The following is a 17,998-nucleotide window of genomic DNA, read 5'->3' as shown; positions in this document are numbered from 1 at the left end:
AACTCCTTTTGTGTTTTTTGTGGGGAGCATTGCGTGCAACCTTCAAGGGCTACTGACCCCTAATAAACTCCACTAGAAATTGTTTTGCAAGGTAACGCAGTACAATTTCTCCAAAAAGAAACGATTTCTTACCAACGGTCATATTCATGCGGGTTGGGTTTCATGGTTCTCCATAGGCCTTCAAGCCCGTCTAGCGTGGAGGTGTGAGGGCGATACTCGCATCCCACCCAGCCTTGATAGGCATGGTCTTCAAGCATGGAGAGCAGCTTTGGAAAATCGATATTGCCAGTACCAGGCTCATTGCGGCCTGGGAAGTCGGCTACTTGGACATGACTTACGCGCGGCCACCATTGGCTGAGCTTTCGTAGACAATCCTCGCCCAGTAACTCCGTGTGATAGGTGTCCAAGATCAAGCCGAGGTTGGGGAGGGACTCCAGCATTTCCTCTGCAAAGTCGAAGCGGCTCATCAGGTAGCCAGGAACCTCAGTTGGGCTGATGACTTCAATCAAAGGTTCAATGCCTTCGCCAGACAAGAACTCAGCCGCGTACTTCAGGTTACGTCGATAAATGCCGCTGTCAGCAATAGCCCCAAGCTCAGCATGCGACACACCAGACATCAGGTGCACCATTTTGCAGTCGAGCACCTTTGCGTATTGAACGGCTAGGCTCACTTCTGCCAGGAACTCCTGCTTTGAGCCACAAATGCCGGTGGTGCCTCTTGTTGAGCCTGGTGGCGCCGCAAATTGCACCATCTCTAGCTGATGCTCTTTGAGAAGCTCCCCAATTTGTATCGCTTCGTATTCGTAGGGCGAGGGAAACTCGACCGCTCGAAATCCCGATTTCGAGGCCGCTGCAAACCGCTCTAGAAAAGGCAATTCCGTAAATTGGAATCCAATGTGTGCGTTTAATCTGGTCATGTTTAATTCCTTCAATACTCGAAACTGCCTCAGGCTTGCAGGAGGCTACGCAGTTTCATCACTGCGCTATCAGGTGTGGTCAATACTGGCAGGCCGCTCACCTGGCTTGACTGTTGCGCTGCGCTGGTCATGGAAAATTGCGCGAAACACAAAATTTCGCTGTTCGTTGGCTTACGAGCCGAGTCGACAATCAGCGCGTCGTGACGATCCGCATTTCCCTTGCGCAGTTCATCGAATGCTTCAGGGCAGACATAGGTATCGATTTCAATTTCGACACCCTCTTGGCGTGCGTAGGTCTGAAATTCCTCAGTCATCGATGCAATGGCTGGTTTGAAGGTCGCAAGGATGGTGATCCTTTGGGTGCGTTGAATGGCCTCCTCGATCATGGCTTCGTTCGGCTTGAGCACTGGGATGCTTAGCGAGCGCTTGCACAGATCAATGGCGTCGCCAAAAGCGGAGCACGTAAACAAGATCGCATCAGCTCCTGACTCCGCAGCATAAGTAGCCAGCTTCAAAAAACGTTCGTTCAATGCTGATTTGAGTTCACCGGCTTCCGCCAAGTCGCTGGAAAGCGAGTCCTCCAACAAGTTTGCGAGCTTGGCCTCGGGCCAGAGCCGAGTGAAAGCTTCAGTGATGGGAGCGATTGCCACAGGCGTTGCATGGATCAAATAGATACGTGGTGCGGTCATGGCGTATTCCTGGTTTGTAGTAGATCAAGTTGATGGGCGGTGAAGCATCGGCATTTCAGTGGCGTGTTGATGCGTATCAGGTGTGTTATTTTTCTTTCAAGTCTCGGATTTGGATGTCAACGAATCCATCCTCCACTGATAACCGGTTTCCATGAATTCAGCAGAATTGACTCCTCCACAACCACTGGCGGGCGAACAATCCAAAATGAAGCCCAAGATAAAAAAAGACCTTGCGGAGCAGTTGGCTCCCAAGATCATCGATATGGCGAGAGCCAGGTCGATGCGCGCCGGAGATCCACTGCGCGAGGAATCTTTTGCCAAAGAGTTGGGGGTTTCCCGTTCGCCGATTCGACGTGGTTTCGCGTTGTTGGCTGAGTTGGGCCTCGCGACCAAGGAGCCGAATAGGGGCTATTTCCTGACGGCTGACGCCCGAGGGATCGACAGTCGTAAACTCCCCCTGGAAGTAGACCCTTTTGAAGATTTCTATTTGCGCGTGGTTGATGACGTTCTTCGCGGCGACATCCCGACGACTTTTTTTGAAGCGGAGTTGATGCGCAAGTATGAGGTGCCGAGAGGGCAACTCATGAAGGTCCTGAATCGGTTGGCCAATGAGGCGATGATTGAGCGCAAGCCAGGGCAGGGCTGGGAGATCAACAGCTTTTTGCATGACTCCAAGGCTCATATTCAAAGCTATCGTTTTCGTATGGCCATTGAACCTGCTGCCGTTCTCGAACCTGGCTACGAAGTAGATAAGGCCGCGTTTGCCAAAGCTCGTGAGACCCAGCAAAAAATGCTGGATGGAGACATTTTTAACCTGTCTCGATCTCAGCTTTTTCAGATAGGTGCACAACTTCATGAACTGGTGGTTCGTTGCTCGGGCAACGCTTTTTTTCTCGAAGCAATCCGCCGGCAAAACCAGCTGCGTCGATTTATGGCTTACAAGGCCAACGTTGATCGGCCTCGGTTGATCAACCAGTGTAAAGAGCACATCCATCTTCTGGATCTCATCGAAAGTGGGCAGCGAGAAGCAGCTGCGGAGTTCCTGCGCAACCACCTCGATGTTGTCGGTCGGCAAAAAACCGACAAGGAGGCCAAGGACGAGTTGGAGTACCAGCGCAGCCTTGAGGTCTCGGTGGTCAGCTAATCTGGGGCGTGTTCAGCAGTACTACACCATCGTCATCGCCGTATAGCTGGTCGCCATCTGCGATGGTGTGCCCAGCGAATTCCACCGCTATACCAATCTGCCCCTCATTGCGTTTGACGGTCTTTCGCGGTGATGTGCCCAGTGCCTTAATGGCAATCGGCATGTCACTCAGAGCTGCCTTGTCGCGGATGTAGCCGTATATCAGCACTCCAGCCCAGCCGTTCTTCACCAAGTCCTCAGCGATCACATCGCCAAACAGTGCGTACCGATCACTACCCCCTCCATCTACGACCAACACTCTGCCTTGCCCCGGCAAACTGCTTATCTCCTTGATCCTGGAGTTGTCTTCAAAACATTTGAGGGTGAAAGCACGGCCCTCGAAATCGTTTTTCCCGCCAAAGTCCCTGAACACGGGGGCCAGAACCCGAACGGTGTCCGGGTATTGGTCGCACAAATCAGATGTTTTTACTGTCATGGAGTGAGTCTCCTAGCTCGATTGATGGATGACCGTTGAGCGAAAAGATTGCACAAACTGAATATTCGTGCAATAAAATGCAATCTGTCGAAGGCGATGTTGACACTGCTCCAAGAAAATCTCAGGACGAACGGGAGCAAATGGTTAGGGACTTCGCCTCGTCAATATTGTACTTTGTATTTACGATGTACATAAATGGAGCGGTTTGCAGGCAGGCCTGCTTCCACAAATTCAGCTCAAACAATAAGCAAGGGGTGTGCGATGCGTATTTTGGTTCTTCCTGGTGATGGTATCGGTCCGGAAATCGTTGAGTCTTCGATGTCGGTCCTGCAAGCAGCCAACAAAAAATTCGATTTGGGCCTGAGCTTCGATTACGAGGACGTAGGTTTCACGAGCCTGGATAAATACGGCACCACCTTGCGTGATGAAGTGCTGGAAAAGGCCAAGGGCTACGACGGAATCATTCTCGGCACCCAATCGCACGCCGACTATCCAGTGCCAGAAAAGGGTGGTCGTAACGTTTCGGCCGGTTTCCGTATTGGCCTGGATCTTTATGCCAACGTACGTCCTGCGCGTACTCGTTCGTTCCTGACTTCGAACATGAAGGAAGGCAAAACGATGGATCTGGTCATCATGCGCGAAGCGACTGAAGGCTTTTATCCGGACCGCAACATGAGTCGTGGCTGGGGCGAAGTGATGCCGACCCCTGATATGGCTTTATCCACGCGTAAAATCACTCGTCATTGCAGTGAGCGTATTGCCCGTCGTGCGTTCGAGTTGGCTATGAAGCGTGGCAAGAAGGTCACTGCCATTCACAAAGCTAACAGCTTCCATATGACTGACGGCCTGTTCCTTGAGTGCGTTCGTGATGTGGCAAAGGACTTCCCAGAAGTGGCTCTGGACGATCTGCTGGTCGATGCTTCGACTGCTCACTTGGTGCGCAGCCCTGAGCGTTTCGACGTGCTGGTTGCTACGAACTTCTACGGCGACATCATCAGTGACCTTGCCAGTGAGTTGTCGGGCAGCCTGGGTCTCGCTGGTTCCATGATGGCCAGTGATATTCACTGCTGCGCCCAAGCACAACATGGCTCCGCGCCGGATATCGCAGGTCAGGACAAGGCCAACCCGGTTTCCATGATTCTCTCCGTCGGCATGTTGCTGCAATGGATGGGCGAGCACCACAACAATGAAGCATTGATCAAAGCTGGTCTGGAAATGGACAAGGCCGTGGATGTGGTTCTGAAAGATCCTAAGCAACGCACCCCTGATCTGGGCGGTTCTAGCGGCACCAAAGCTTTTGGTGAGGCCGTTGCCAAGGTCATCCTGGGCTGATCGTCACGGGCGGCATGAATGTCATGCCGCCCGTTGATTGGAGTATTTGCTGGATTGATAACAAGAGAATGCCTTTCTTGCTTGGGCTAACCGAGGAAGGGGCGCGAGGAGAGAACAGTGAGTCAATTACTACTCGGTTGCATCGCTGACGACTTCACCGGCGGTACTGATTTGGCCAGCACTTTGGTACGTGGCGGGATGCGAACGCTGCAAGTCATCGGTGTACCTGAAGGGCCCTTGCCAGAGGATATTGATGCTGTCGTTATTGCCTTGAAAAGCCGTACCGTCAGCCCCGAGGAGGCTGTTACTCAATCGCTTGAAGCGTTGGAGTGGTTGCGTACTGCGGGTTGCCAACAGTTTTTTTTCAAGTACTGCTCGACGTTTGATTCCACTTCTCGCGGGAACATCGGCCCAGTCGCCGACGCACTCGCTGAAGCCTTGAACGTTTCGTTCGCTGTGGCTTGCCCCGCATTCCCCGAGAACAAACGCACGATTTTTAACGGTCATTTGTTTGTCGGTGATGTGCTGTTGAGCGAGTCCGGAATGCGCAATCATCCATTGACGCCAATGACTGATTCCAATCTAGTTCGAGTACTGCAACAACAGACGCTCAAGCCAGTCGGGCTCGTTGCGCATTCGGTCGTTAACAAGGGCGCGCAAGCCATTTCAAATGCATTCAGTAATCTTGAGTCTCAGGGCCAGGGTTACGTCATCGTCGATGCGATAGATGATGAGGATCTACACGCAATCGGTCAGGCCGTTGCGGACCATAAACTTGTTACCGGCGGTTCCGGCGTTGCGCTAGGTCTACCTGAAAACTTCCGTCGTGTAGGTTTGCTCGGCAAATCCGAGACCGCGTCGGTACTACCCGCCATTGAAGGGTTGGGTGCGGTGGTTTCCGGCAGTTGTTCAGTGGCGACCAATAGTCAGGTCGAGCACTGGCAAAAGAGTCGTCCAAGTTTCTCCCTTGACCCACTGCTCCTCGCGAATGGTCATGACCAGGTAGCCGAGGCACTCTCCTGGGCGAAGGACTTGATTCAGCAAGGGCCGATTCTGATTTACGGCAGTGCGCAGCCAGAGACCGTAAAGCTTGCACAGCAGAAGCTCGGTGTTGAAGCCGCAGGCCAGATTGTTGAAGACGCGCTATCCGCTGTAGCTGTTGGCCTATATGAAATGGGTGTTCGCAAACTCGTGGTTGCCGGTGGCGAAACTTCGGGTGCTGTGGTCAAGGCACTTAAGGTCAAGGCGCTGAGAATCGGCGCGACTATTGATCCCGGAGTGCCGTGGACGCTTGGCTTGCGAGACGATCCGGTGGCCTTGGCACTTAAGTCCGGCAATTTCGGAACAGTAGACTTCTTCGAGAAGGCATTGGCCAATGCGCCATGATCTGCTCAGCCTAGAAATTTTCATGGCAGTGGCTGAGCAGCGGAACCTGACAAAGGCTTCGCAACTCTGCCACTTGGCGACGTCCGCCGTCAGTAAAAGGATCAGCGAGCTTGAAGAGAAAGTAGGCTCGCCTCTGTTCGTTCGCTACCCCCGCGGAATGGAACTGACTCCTGCGGGGCAGTCGCTTCGCCATTACGCGATGCAGGTGAATGAAACCCTCCAAAAGATGGATCAGGAGTTGAGTGAATATGGCGCTGGAATCAAAGGCCATGTTCGTTTGCATGCCATTACATCCGCGTTAGCGCAGCAGCTTAGCCTGGACATCGGCACGTTCCTGGAAACCTACTCTGGTATCAAGTTCGACATCGAAGAACGCGTTGGCGCCGCAATTGTACGAGCTGTCTCGGATGGACGTGCGGACGTCGGCATTACTGCCGAACAGACGCCGTCCCTGGGGCTGGAAACACTACCTTATCGCGTGGATGAGTTAGTAGTTGCCGTCCCACAAAGCCATCCTTTGGCTGGGCAGTCACAGGTGAGTTTCAAGCAGGTGCTGCAATATGAGTTTATCGGCCCCCATGCGGAAAGCTCTGTTCACCTGTTGCTGACCGAACAAGCTTCATTGTTAGGGACGACGGTCAGACAGCGTGTCCGTGTCTCCAGTTTTGAGTGCATGTGCCGAATGGTTTCAACCAATCTGGGCGTGTGCATTTTACCTCGTGACGTATTGCGTCCTTATCTACGCCCCTTCCATTTGCAGGCGATCACGTTGGCTGAGCCTTGGGCCAAGCGTCAGTTGCAAATCGTTGCTCGACGATTCGAGGCTTTACCACCTACTGCCCGTGCGTTCGTCGCGCACTTGACCGCTTAACAGGCGCTGTTCAGTCACCTGTTTACTCTTGAGATGAGCACATGTTTATTTACGTCGGCTGTCGTACCACTCGGGAAAGAAATGCTCGTGGTAATGGGATCAACGTCTACCGCGTCGACTCGCAATCGGGGCAGCTGTCTCATGTGCAACTCGTCGATGGTTTGGTGAATCCATCTTTCCTGGCTATCAGTAAACAACAGAATTTCCTGTATTGCGTTCACGGCGATTCGGATCAAGCCAGCGCATTTAGCATCAACTCCGATGGCACCTTGAGCTATCTCAATAGCCAAAGCACCCAGGGTCACAATCCCGCTCATCTAGCGATTTCACCGGACGGTGGTTTCCTGGTGGTGAGCAATCATTACAGCGGTTCAGTAGTTGTGTTGCCGATACTCGCTTCAGGGGAGTTGGGCGAACTCTGTGATCAAGTGCTGACCGAGGGGCCAATCGGACCCCATCGAGTAGAGCAAAAAGGCCCGAAACCTCATTTCAATCCATTCGATCCGAGTGGAAAGCTCGTGGTCGTGCCGGACAAAGGGCTCGACCGAATCTTCATTTATCGATTCGACTCGCAACTGGGCAAGCTGCTGCCGGCGGCTTGTCCGTTTGTGGCCACTCGGAAAGGTGCAGGGCCACGGCATGTTGCGTTTCATCCTGGATTACCAGTGATCTACTCAGTCAATGAACTGGACTCCACAGTCGGCACATACCGCTTTGACAGCGAAAGTGGTGAGCTTCTGCCGCAGCAGGTCATCTCTGCGTTGCCTGATTCATTTACCGGTGACAGCACCGCTGCTGAAATCGAAGTCGATAGAGCAGGGCGATTCCTCTATGCCTCCAATAGAGGTAGTGACAGCATCGCGATTTTCAGTATCGACCCGCAAACGGGTTGGCTGACGTTCGTTTCGGCGACGCCAACGAAAGGCCGCACGCCGCGATTTTTTGCGCTCTCTCCCGACGGACATCTCATGTACGTCGCCAATGAGGACAGCGATTCGATAGTGGTTTTCAGTGTTGATCCAACAACTGGAGGCTTAACCCCGACGGGTAATGTGATCGAGACGGGGAGCCCTGTGTGTATGGTCTTCGGTGGTCCGAGGACATGAAGGCGTTTTTCACCTCAATGGGATTGTGGTGGGCGACACCGCTCGTTGGTATTGCCGGGGCTCTGATCGCCAGTTACTTGAATTGGCCTTTGCCATGGATTATCGGATCGATGTTGGCGGTGATCCTGGTGCGTTGCTTAGGCTGGCGGGTTGGGGAAATTCCCAATGGCCGTCTGACTGGGCAGTGGATGATCGCGACGTCCATTGGTTTGCACTTCACTCCTGTGGTGCTGGAACAAATTCTGGGTCACTTCGCGATGATGCTGTTCGCGGCCTTTCTGACCCTATTGCTTGCGTTGCTCGGCGTCGAGTTTATGCGGCGCCGTGGAATGGACCTGACAACCGCTTTCTTCGCGTTCATGCCAGCCAATTTTTCAGAGATGATTCAATCGGGAATCAGGCACAAGGCAAACGTCAGTCAGATCGCCGCGGCTCACAGCGTTCGCTTGGTGTTGATCGTACTTTGCGTCCCTCCAGCGATGTTTATCATCGCAACAATTTCGCCAACGGTTGCGCATACGCGATTGCCGAGTGATTGGTATTGGCTTACACCCTTGTTGGTAGGTGGTGCACTCACGGCGCTGCTGTGGAAGCGGTGCGAGTTACCGAATCCCTGGATGTTTGGCCCAATGACGTTCTGTGCTTTTTTCACGGCGAACTTCAATTTGCAAACGGCATTACCTATCGAGCTTAGTCATTACGGCCAGTTAATGATTGGCTGCGCGCTAGGCGGCTATTTTGATCGTCAATTCTTCAGGGCTTCACCGACGTTCCTGCTCAAGGTCTCGTTGTTCACCTTGATGATGATTTTCTGCACTTCGGCTCTGGCGTTTGGAATCGGGTATTTGTTGGGCTTTCCTTTGATGACACTTGCATTGGGGATGATGCCGGGTAGCAGTACCGAGATGTACCTGACGGCCGAAGCCTTGAATCTAGGTGTTGGTGTTGTCACAGCGATGCAGATAATGCGCCTGGTGGTGGTAATGCTCTTTGCCGAGCCAGTGCACAAGGTATGGTTGAAACGCCTTCGCCGCTGAGCGCCGTCGTGCGATTCAACCTAAATTAGAGATGGGTTAGTTGCCCTGCAAGGGAGCGACGGTGACATCGCTCTGACCGCTGTCGACGAGTGCCTTGCGCACGAAGCCGCTGGCTTTCTGTTCTTCCAGGAACGCCCGAACGTAGGCCGCGCCAGAGGTGCATTCCACGGGAACGCCCATCGCTTGGCGAATTGAGGTGAAATAACCATCCAGCACGCGCAGTTCGTTATTGGCCTCGGCGACTTTGAGGAGTGGCTGCCGCACGCCCGCAGCTGCATCGAGGTCTTCGTCGAGAAATAGATCTACTGCGGCGGCCGAGGTCAACGCACGGACCAGAGTCGCGTGCTGTTGAGTTCGGCTCAGGTACAAGTCATAAGCAGCGCCCTTGCCGACGGCAATCCGTACGCCCGGCTGATCGAGATCTTCCATCTTGAAGAATGTGGAGCTGTTCTTGACCAGGTAGGTACCTTCGATAATCACGTATGGCTCGCTGAAGGCAACCAGGGCTTCACGCACGGGTTCTATGGCCAGGAATGCAATGTTCCATTGCTTGTCTACCAAGGCTTCAAACACCTTGCCGGCAGCATCATAGGTGATGAACTCAACAGGGACGCCCAGCTGCTTCCCCAACTCCACTGAGAGGCTGACGGACACCCCTTGCGGTTGCCCAGTTTCGGTATTGCGTTGTGCAAGAACAGGGTTACCAAAGTTGATGGCGGCTTTGAGTACGCCGGTTGGGGCGAGATCGTTGAGTACTTCTGCGGTAGGGGCGGGCATACGGGTTCTCCAGAGGAAAATGTCATTGGCAGTGAGGGTAGGGAAGTGCGTAGTCCCTGACAATTTCAGACTCGCCAATGGAGCGTTCTCCGTGGACGAACGATGGCTTGCTCAACGCTCAATTTTACTCGGGCCTACCTTTGGTTACGCTGGGTCCAACTGAACGACCGCATAGAGTCGTTTGCTCATGCACTCAACCGGTGAATGATAAGCCCATGATTTCAGCCATCGATGCACGCCATCAAAGTCACCTACAAGTGGGCGACACCCGTTATGCCTACGTCGATCTGTATAAGATACTTTCGCCTGACGAACTACTTGGATTGCCTTACTCGATCCGTATTCTGCTGGAGAATGTGGCTCGTTGCTCACCTACGTCTCTGGATAATTTCCTCGCGTGCATACGCGAGGGTTCCTCCGCTTGTGAAGTGCCTTTTTATCCCAATAGGCTGATGTTTCACGATACAACCTGTCTGCCGGCGTTGGCTGATTTTGCCGGTATGCGTGACATGGTTGCCGAAATGGGTGGCGCACCAGAAACGATGAACCCGATGATCCCTGCGGTGCTGGTCATCGATCACTCGGTGATTGTCGAACGCTACGCCGAAGCAGATGCAGTTGAAAATAACCTCGACATCGATTACCGCCGGAACTCCGAACGTTATGAGTTCATCAAGTGGGCACAAAAGAGCCTGACCAATTTCAAGGTGGTGCCACCAGGCACTGGGATCATCCACCAGGTCAACATGGAATCACTGGCTACCGTCGTCTGGGAAAGTCAGACGGCCGACGGCCAACCGCTGCTGCATCCTGACGATATCGTTGCGACCGACAGCCACACGCCCATGATCAACGCCATCGGCGTGCTGGGCTGGGGCGTGGGTGGGCTGGAGGGACAGGCTGCCATGCTGGGCGAGCCGGTACCTATCAGCTTCCCTGAGGTTCTCGGCATTCGCTTGAGCAACGAACTGCGGCCCGGAGTGACGGCTACCGATCTGGCATTACGCATCACTCAGATGCTGCGTGCAAAAGGCGTGGTGGGCAAGTTCGTTGAGTTCTGTGGACCCGGTCTGTCGAAGCTCAGTTGGGCTGCACGGGGGACGCTGTCGAACATGGCTCCTGAATATGGCGCCACGGTAGTGTTCTTCCCGTTCGACGACAGCACGATGGAATACATGCATCTGACCGGCCGTAGCGACGACACCATTGCGCGTATTGAAACGTATCTTGAAGCTCAAGGTCTGTGGCGCCACGACTCATTGCCCGAGCCGCAATTTGATGACTTGATTGAGTTGGACCTCGCGGCAATCGAGCCAAGTGTTGCAGGGCCTCATCAGCCGCACCAGTGGCGCAAGCTGGCGGACGCCGCACCATCCTTTCGGCAAGACATTCTGGGTGAGCGGGAGGGTGTGATTGCGCGCTCCTCAGACATGGAAACGGAGTACTTCGAGCCTTCGTTTGGTCAGGCTCTGACCCATGGCGCAATCTCTTTAGCAGCGATCACTAGTTGCACCAACACCGCGAATCCAAGCCAGATGATTCAGGCCGGATTGCTCGCACGTAACGCCCAGCGTCGCGGTTTGCGCAGCAAGCCTTGGGTCAAGACATCATTGTCGCCCGGCTCACGGGTGGTGGCGGACTACCTGGAACAAGCTGACCTGCTGAGTGACTTCTCGGCTTTGGGTTTTGACCTGGCAGGGTTCGGTTGCATGACCTGTATTGGTAACTCCGGCAGCCTCGAAGAACATATGGAGCGCTTCTCGGATCAAGGCCTCAAAACTGTGGTCGTACTGTCCGGAAATCGCAACTTCGAAGGGCGCGTCAATCCTCGGGTGCAGGTCGGTTACTTGGCGTCGCCGGCGCTTGTCGTCGCCTACGCGTTGGCTGGCACCATCAACATGGACATACAGACTGAGCCGTTGGGCCAGGATGCGTCAGGCAAGGATGTGTATCTGCACGAGTTGATGCCGACCGAAGAACAGATTCAGGCACTGGTCAGCCACACCGTTCGCCCTGATCTGTTCCGCAAGCGCAACGCAATGCTTTGGGACGGTACTCATCACTGGCAGGCACTGTCGGCCAGCGGCAGTGTGCAGTTTCCCTGGGCGCCGAATTCGACTTATCTGCGGCGGCCGATCTATCTGCAAAACGTCAAAGCCCAAGCCTCCTCTGAACTGTCGATTCACGGCGCTCGCGCATTGATGGTGCTTGGCGACAACGTCACCACCGATCACATCTCACCCGCCAGTGCTATTCCACTCGAAAGTCAGGCCGGGCGTTGGTTGACCGAACGCGGCGAAAACCCGCACGACCTCAATCAATATTCGACCCGCCGCAGCAACCACGAAGTAATGATGCGTGGTGCGTTCGTCAATCGGGCAGTGAAGAATCAGCTGTTGAAGCAACAGCCGGGAGAGGGCGGTTTTGCCACGGCTTATGACGGTTCGATTCAGCGCGTATACGACGCGGCACTGAGCTATGTCGCCAAGGATGTCCCGCTGGTGATTTTCGCCGGCTTCAACTACGGGGCGGGCTCCAGTCGTGACTGGGCAGCCAAGGCGCAAGCCACGCTGGGCGTCAAGGCGGTCATCGCGCAGAGTTTTGAGCGCATCCACCGTAGCAACCTGATCGGCATGGGCATCTTGCCCATTAACTTTGCAGCTGGGGTCGACTCCCAAAGTCTGCAACTGACGGGCAATGAATCGTTGGATTTCAGCGGACTTGAGGAATTGCAGGTGGGGGCAAACGCGGTAAGTTTGACGATCACTTGTGCTGAGGGAGCCCAAACGTCAGTGTCATTGATTCTACAACTGGATTCACAACAGGAAATTCTGTACTTAAAGGAGGGTGGGATCTTGCCTTATGTCGTGCGCAAGGTTGTCATGCAAGCATAGGCTCACCCGAGATGGGGGAATGAGATCAATTACTGCCTGCCTCAGAGCAAGCGGAGCAACGGAGTACCACTGGCCAGCTTCCGCGCAGCGGCTTAGGCCTGGCACCCGCTACGCGGAATGTAGCCAGGGCTGATAGCAACTACCCCAGCATAAACTGCTGTTCCATTGTTGTTTGAATCCTCCGCAAAACAGCGTATTTGACCGCGAAAGTGGCCTGTCGTTAAGGACTGCTTTCGCCCATAGCAGACACTAACGTTTGAACTAAGCCGCGTCGGAGCGCAGTAGGATGAATTCCAAAGCGCAGCTATTGTGCGTTAACTTACACGAGGGGTTAAGCGTTACCGCTGAGCGCGGCCCCATATCGCTCCCAATCGACCGCAGGCACTGTGCCGAGCGCTTGGAGTCGGCCAAGTAGCAAAAAGAGAAAAGCAGCGAGCGAGCCCCCCTTCTCTGTGAGGTGCAGACTTCCTTCCTTGACTTGAAAGGCGCAGTCAGAAAGAGCAATTCCTAGGTTGATCTCTCGCTCGCCGGTCAAAGCTCCCAGCGTCTCAATGAGGCTCTTACTGGCACAGCCATCGGCCCATTCAACATCGGTTGCGACGATACCGGCGATGATAGGAAAGAGGGCCTTGGCAGGGTGCTCTCCGCCTGCATGTCGGATCGGAACGCTCGTTCTCTCAAGGCGACGGACCGATGCCGCCTTATTGGCGGCATAGTCGAGATACTGCTTGTTGATACTGGGCTTTGCTTCAAGGACGGCGTAGACAGCTTCGGCGGGAACGAATCGATGAGACTGTTGGTCGAGCAGGGTTGGTGTGTACTGCGGGTCAAAAATGATGATGTCAATCTGATCGCTGGTGGCCCCATTGCAGTCGACAACAATGCCTTGTGCTACCCCGTAGCGGTTCGGTAGGTACTTTCGGAGGACTTCAATGAAATGCGCTTCATTGACCTCGCCCATGACACCGTTATGAGTAATCGACTTACTCGATAGCGCAAGCTGGAGACGAAGAACTTCCTGTTCCGCTACAAAGGCGTCCCGCAAGAAGGTACGTCCGTCGATCTTCGAAGCTTCTTTTGCTTTGTTCATTTCACCAGACTACCTCAACCCATGTCTTCTTGCTCAGGGAAGCGCGAGCCTGCGAGGCAATGCTTGACTTCTCGGCTGCTGTGCAATCACCCGAAACCGCGTTATTGGTGTTCGCTGGGTCATAAAGTTTGACGCTTTCAATATTGTCCCTGAGGTATTTCAGAACATTCCACGTGTTCGTCGCCAAGTCGCCGAAGCGCGCGTAGCGCAGAGCATCGAGGCAAGCGAGTTCTAGGTAGAACGAGGGAAAGTGGAGGCCGTGTCGGGTTCGCCAGAGCTTAACCAGTTTGATCTCGTCGATGCGACCACTGTTAGACACGGTGGTGATGTGATTCTGGACATCCGTCTTGGTCCAGCTGCCAGTACGATTCCGGTAGAGGCTGTGCTCGTTTCCGAACTGGGACTGTCTGCGACCAGGTACCAAGTCGATTGAATAGCCATTGACCGTTGTCCCGATAGAAACGTCCTGCTTTCGAACTGGATAACCACCAGCTCGAACGGCATTTCCGAGTGTTGTATACATTTCCGCGAGCGTTCCCGGAGTAGAAGAACTCAAGGAGAGGAAGATGTCTGCATCAGTGGACAAAGAGATGCCCGTGCCCTTGGCGAGAGAGCCTGAAAATTCTGCCCTGAGCAAATATCCATTGCCCCACTTTTCAAGCAGTGGATATATCTGGTTTCCAGCAGCCTCTGCCCCTTCAGCATTCACTGCGTATTGCCGAATGAGACCACGCAAGTAGTCATCGCAGGTCAAGTTTCCTCCCAAATTGGCTATGACTCCAAATCATAATAAGTAGATGTCACATATGGGGGAATGTCTTACGGCACTTGTAATGCAAGCGCCCCTTGTCCGCCTGCTCCCCTTGATCCATTTTAGTTGATTAAACCAAACGAGGCATGAGGCTGAGGGAAAAAGAGACAAGGGTCTGCTGGAGAGCACGGAGTCGTTTGCAAAGTCTCTATGGCCGATGTCGGCGTAAGCGTCATCATCACGAGCGTGACCGTTCCTGGCCGATTTCTGCCTGTCACCAAGGGCAGCAACCGGCCCATAGCTGCCGCTCAAAAAATAGCCTCCTACGGACGAAGGCAGGAAGTCTTCAGTCTTGCAAATTTCTCTAAGAAGCGATCTTTTTTACAAAGCTGAACCTATGATTGACTTTAGGTCTATTAGTTTTTAGAAAAGCTCGACCATTTAGCTCGGTTAGCGCGGTTGCCTCATTGGCTCTGAATTTTTTGAATGACTTATTCAAAGACATGAGATGTTTTGTAGAAGTGTCTGGCCCAAAATAAACATTTTTTTGACAGTTTAGGTACTGGAGGACATTGAGATAGAACGCGTCGGTCTCGTTCGTCAATTTGTGGAAATTGGTTTTTCTTATCCCGATTTTGTACTTGCATCCGTCATAAAAGACGAGCAATAGCTTTGGCGTCAGTGGTAGAAGCATCCTGTAGAAACAATCCTCGCTTTGTGCATCCATATAAATCAAAGGGTTGTCGCTAATTATGAAAGGGGTTTCAGTATCATTTATAAGTAGCTTCATCTCAAGCTGTAAACTAGGGAGTATGATGTTATTGGCGCTTTCAAAAAGGATGGAATGCGGGCTGGTCATGGAGACCGTTACACTATCGTAAAATTCAGACAATTCTAGTTCAGAGAGTTGCCCGTTTGCCGTCTCTGCCAGCTTAAGCATAAGGTCAGGCTTTGCATGCTCCTTGGCAATAGAGTAGTTTTTTGCAATAACTTCTTCAGCCAGTTTCAAGGCCTTGTCAGTCCGAACGTGCTGATAAACAGAGAATATTGTAAAAAGTATATGAGCACGGCTTGATCGGTCTATATGTGGGGCGGAAATTGAGCTTATTAAATCAATAATTTTTCCAATTTCATCCTCAATTACACCCAATTTTTTTTCAATGACCAAGTCCTTGCCGTAAAAATAGTGCTTGGCGCACTGCGGCTTATATGGAATCGGCGATCTTACCTCTCCACTCGAAGCACTCATCAATCCGATGTTAATTTTGTCTTCATACGAAAATCGCTTTAGGAGTAGCTTGGGGACATAATGTTGATTCGCATACTCAGTTTTTGAGGGCTTAGAGCTTGAGTTCATGAGTTATTGCGCTCCATGTTCCGGTTGATGAGTTTATTCAAAATTTTTTTCAACGATTCTGGGTGACTGGCTTTGGCTTTGGACTTCTATAGGCGATGCTAATCGAGATCATCTGTATGCGTATTACTTGGGGCTCAAGCAGCGTGTCCATTGATCGGTCAATTGCCACCTTTTGCGGAGGGCATCTTGGGGGCGAAAATGACCAATTATGAGCGGCTGCTTCTGACTCATTACAGCCCTTCAGCAGCAGCGGTAAATTGGTTGATATCAACAGTTGCTAGCTCCACACTTTCACAAGTTCCCTGTCGGAATTAATAATGAAAGCTTCGCCAACAGCATATACCCTGGAAACATCTGTTAATGCTTCAAAAAAATCCTCAATTCTTACGTAATAGATACCGGCTTTTCGACTTCTATCGGAGTTGAAGTAGAATCCAGATATGGTTTCGTCAAAATACTGATAAATCTCAAAGAAATAGCTGTGAATTATTTGATTTGCCATGTATGAAAAATATCGTTTTTTAACCTCCATGTTTTTCATGTCGTGAAGATTCTCTACATTAATGTCACCAGGGTCAAATGATGAGTCTTTTTTAGGGTAGAACGCCAATTCCACTTCTGTTTTATATAAGGGGTCAGGTATCTTATTCGATTCGTTTAGCTTTCTTATGATGTAGCAGGAGGTCATTATTCTTTTTTCGAGTTCGAGAAGCAGTTCATCACTCCCTTCATCGCAAAAGGGTATTTTTTTATCAATGCATGAGTTGATAAACTTTACGTTGTCAGTTAGGTCTTTTATCCAGTATTTTTCTTGCTTGATCATAATTGGTTTCTATATTGAGTTTGTGGCAGATTTTTTGGTGTTTTCGCCATTTCCTTGAGCAACATTCCTTATTCGTTCGTAACCCCTTGAGCCCTATTGTTTAGGACTTTTAAATCCGACTAAGTGCGATGGAGTGGAAATGACTAGTTCTGTCCAGAGGTTACGAAATGGTTGGCTTCGTGTCTATGGCCGACATGGAATGCAGATCCAGTCATTGAATGTCCTCTCCACCCGAGTTCTGCCTTCCACGACACGCAGAGTAAGACCAAAAACGGCCACCCACCTGTATGCTCGCAGAACCATTCGCTGGCTTGAATGGTGGTATGAGGTTGGATTTACAGGGTAGGGCCAGAACGCGATAGCAGCTACCGCCAGTTGCTTCAATGACGCCGGCAAGCGGCAGCTGCTTCAGGATTGCGCTGCTTGTTTTAAACTTGCTGCACTGACGTCATCAAACCAACATTCGGTGTGATCCTTGTCATTCAACTCCACTCGCAGCCCAAAGCCACAGAGGCAGCATTGCTTTGCGTCATAGCAGCGGCGCCAGTCTCTGACTAGTGGCTGTGAACATCTTGCTGTCACCCAACTACAAACTAGCAGCTCTCACCGCCTTCTCAATCAACTCGAAACTTGCCGAGCGCACGCCCACTATCATATTCAATATGGTTTCGTGAGAGCTTCCTGTCAATTCTGCCCTAGCATCTATGATCATCTTTGCCAATTCATTATCCGCAATATGCGGATATTGACCAATCGCAGTGAGTACCGACAAATGCAAATCGGACGCATATGAAATACTTTCAAAGGCCCGGCGCTTCTCCACCTCAGGCATGCTGGATAAACCGCATGCGTTGATAAGTGCTTCTGCTCGCGCCTTATTGCTTCGCCCACCTATGGGCTCAAAAATATAGCCTTCATGAATTTTGATATGCTCACTGTATCTATGGATATATGGGTGCACCCATAGATAGTCGTCAGGGCTTATTGGATAAGAGCAATGGTTGGTCAGTGCACGCATTAGCACCGGTTTATCGCTCTTGTTTTTATTGCAGCGCTTGCAAATGGCAACCAGATTAATCCTTTCATATGTGAATCGTGCCATTCCATCAATGGCTTTAGCAATAATGTGGTCTATTTCGTTTCGGCCAATTTCATGCGACAAGGCTCTACGGCAATAGGCGCATGTATAATTTTGAAGCTTCAGCAAGCCAGCGCGCAGATCCTTTCGCAACGGCGCAAGTGAAGTCTTTGTCCACTCAGAGCACTGCCCCTTAAAGTATTTATCAATACGTTCTTGGTGCTCGTCGCTCCATGATACTTTAGAAAGTATATCGAACGTCATACTACCC

Annotated in this window: 16 protein-coding genes; 7 read left to right on the top strand and 9 right to left on the bottom strand. The window is 52.0% G+C overall.

The window, feature by feature from the left end; translation table 11 throughout:
- Positions 1 to 128: 128 nt before the first annotated feature.
- Together ACLD1X_RS20890 and ACLD1X_RS20885 are read right to left on the bottom strand one after the other, a co-directional pair.
- Positions 129 to 917, bottom strand: a complete 789-nt coding sequence (locus tag ACLD1X_RS20890) for a hydroxypyruvate isomerase family protein (RefSeq protein ID WP_429370860.1) — start codon at positions 915 to 917, stop codon at positions 129 to 131.
- A gap of 29 nt (positions 918 to 946) precedes the next feature.
- Positions 947 to 1,606: an aspartate/glutamate racemase family protein gene (locus tag ACLD1X_RS20885; protein ID WP_429370858.1), complete on the bottom strand. Its 660-nt coding sequence runs from the start codon at positions 1,604 to 1,606 to the stop codon at positions 947 to 949.
- A gap of 205 nt (positions 1,607 to 1,811) precedes the next feature.
- Between ACLD1X_RS20885 and ACLD1X_RS20880 the strand changes: the two genes are divergently transcribed.
- Positions 1,812 to 2,750, top strand: a complete 939-nt coding sequence (locus ACLD1X_RS20880; protein ID WP_429370938.1) for a GntR family transcriptional regulator — start codon at positions 1,812 to 1,814, stop codon at positions 2,748 to 2,750.
- On the opposite strand, the gene rraA is transcribed toward ACLD1X_RS20880, so the two are convergent.
- Complete coding sequence (gene rraA, locus ACLD1X_RS20875; RefSeq protein ID WP_429370856.1) at positions 2,743 to 3,225, bottom strand: ribonuclease E activity regulator RraA; 483 nt, start codon at positions 3,223 to 3,225, stop codon at positions 2,743 to 2,745. The two genes, ACLD1X_RS20880 and rraA, sit on opposite strands and share 8 nt — an antisense overlap.
- Before the next feature lie 261 nt (positions 3,226 to 3,486).
- Here rraA and ACLD1X_RS20870 point away from each other — a divergent pair, with 261 nt between their 5' ends.
- The 5 genes from ACLD1X_RS20870 to ACLD1X_RS20850 all read left to right on the top strand — a co-directional run bounded on the left by ACLD1X_RS20870 (position 3,487) and on the right by ACLD1X_RS20850 (position 8,957).
- On the top strand, positions 3,487 to 4,557 hold the full coding sequence (locus ACLD1X_RS20870) for an isocitrate/isopropylmalate dehydrogenase family protein (RefSeq protein ID WP_429370854.1): 1,071 nt from the start codon (positions 3,487 to 3,489) through the stop codon (positions 4,555 to 4,557).
- A gap of 117 nt (positions 4,558 to 4,674) precedes the next feature.
- Positions 4,675 to 5,943, top strand: a complete 1,269-nt coding sequence (gene otnK / locus ACLD1X_RS20865; RefSeq protein ID WP_429370853.1) for a 3-oxo-tetronate kinase — start codon at positions 4,675 to 4,677, stop codon at positions 5,941 to 5,943.
- Positions 5,933 to 6,814: a LysR family transcriptional regulator gene (locus tag ACLD1X_RS20860; protein WP_429370851.1), complete on the top strand. Its 882-nt coding sequence runs from the start codon at positions 5,933 to 5,935 to the stop codon at positions 6,812 to 6,814. The genes otnK and ACLD1X_RS20860 overlap by 11 nt, the downstream gene beginning before the upstream one ends.
- 41 nt (positions 6,815 to 6,855) lie before the next feature.
- The gene (locus tag ACLD1X_RS20855; protein WP_429370849.1) at positions 6,856 to 7,920 is read left to right on the top strand and encodes a lactonase family protein; all 1,065 of its coding nucleotides are present in this window, start codon (positions 6,856 to 6,858) and stop codon (positions 7,918 to 7,920) included.
- On the top strand, positions 7,917 to 8,957 hold the full coding sequence (locus tag ACLD1X_RS20850; protein ID WP_429370847.1) for an AbrB family transcriptional regulator: 1,041 nt from the start codon (positions 7,917 to 7,919) through the stop codon (positions 8,955 to 8,957). The genes ACLD1X_RS20855 and ACLD1X_RS20850 overlap by 4 nt, the downstream gene beginning before the upstream one ends.
- A gap of 36 nt (positions 8,958 to 8,993) precedes the next feature.
- Here ACLD1X_RS20850 and ACLD1X_RS20845 read toward each other — a convergent pair whose 3' ends face one another.
- On the bottom strand, positions 8,994 to 9,734 hold the full coding sequence (locus ACLD1X_RS20845) for an ABC transporter substrate-binding protein (RefSeq protein ID WP_429370846.1): 741 nt from the start codon (positions 9,732 to 9,734) through the stop codon (positions 8,994 to 8,996).
- A gap of 215 nt (positions 9,735 to 9,949) precedes the next feature.
- Between ACLD1X_RS20845 and acnA the strand changes: the two genes are divergently transcribed.
- Positions 9,950 to 12,628, top strand: a complete 2,679-nt coding sequence (gene acnA, locus ACLD1X_RS20840; protein ID WP_429370844.1) for an aconitate hydratase AcnA — start codon at positions 9,950 to 9,952, stop codon at positions 12,626 to 12,628.
- Positions 12,629 to 12,959: 331 nt separating this feature from the next.
- On the opposite strand, the gene ACLD1X_RS20835 is transcribed toward acnA, so the two are convergent.
- From ACLD1X_RS20835 to ACLD1X_RS20815, 5 genes are all read right to left on the bottom strand, one after another.
- Positions 12,960 to 13,718 (bottom strand): DUF6602 domain-containing protein, encoded by a 759-nt coding sequence (locus ACLD1X_RS20835; RefSeq protein WP_429370842.1) that lies wholly within the window; start codon positions 13,716 to 13,718, stop codon positions 12,960 to 12,962.
- Between the two features lies 1 nt (position 13,719).
- Positions 13,720 to 14,472, bottom strand: a complete 753-nt coding sequence (locus ACLD1X_RS20830; RefSeq protein WP_429370840.1) for a hypothetical protein — start codon at positions 14,470 to 14,472, stop codon at positions 13,720 to 13,722.
- 361 nt (positions 14,473 to 14,833) lie between these two features.
- The gene (locus ACLD1X_RS20825; RefSeq protein WP_429370838.1) at positions 14,834 to 15,826 is read right to left on the bottom strand and encodes a DUF4238 domain-containing protein; all 993 of its coding nucleotides are present in this window, start codon (positions 15,824 to 15,826) and stop codon (positions 14,834 to 14,836) included.
- Between the two features lie 277 nt (positions 15,827 to 16,103).
- Positions 16,104 to 16,649, bottom strand: coding sequence for a hypothetical protein (locus ACLD1X_RS20820; RefSeq protein ID WP_429370836.1), 546 nt, complete (start codon positions 16,647 to 16,649; stop codon positions 16,104 to 16,106).
- A gap of 586 nt (positions 16,650 to 17,235) precedes the next feature.
- Positions 17,236 to 17,991, bottom strand: a complete 756-nt coding sequence (locus ACLD1X_RS20815) for an HNH endonuclease (protein ID WP_429370834.1) — start codon at positions 17,989 to 17,991, stop codon at positions 17,236 to 17,238.
- Positions 17,992 to 17,998 lie beyond the last annotated feature (7 nt).

Origin of the sequence: Pseudomonas sp. 18173 (assembly GCF_050432945.1) — a bacterium.
Lineage (GTDB): Bacteria > Pseudomonadota > Gammaproteobacteria > Pseudomonadales > Pseudomonadaceae > Aquipseudomonas.
This window is presented reverse-complemented; position numbering and strand designations above follow the sequence as displayed.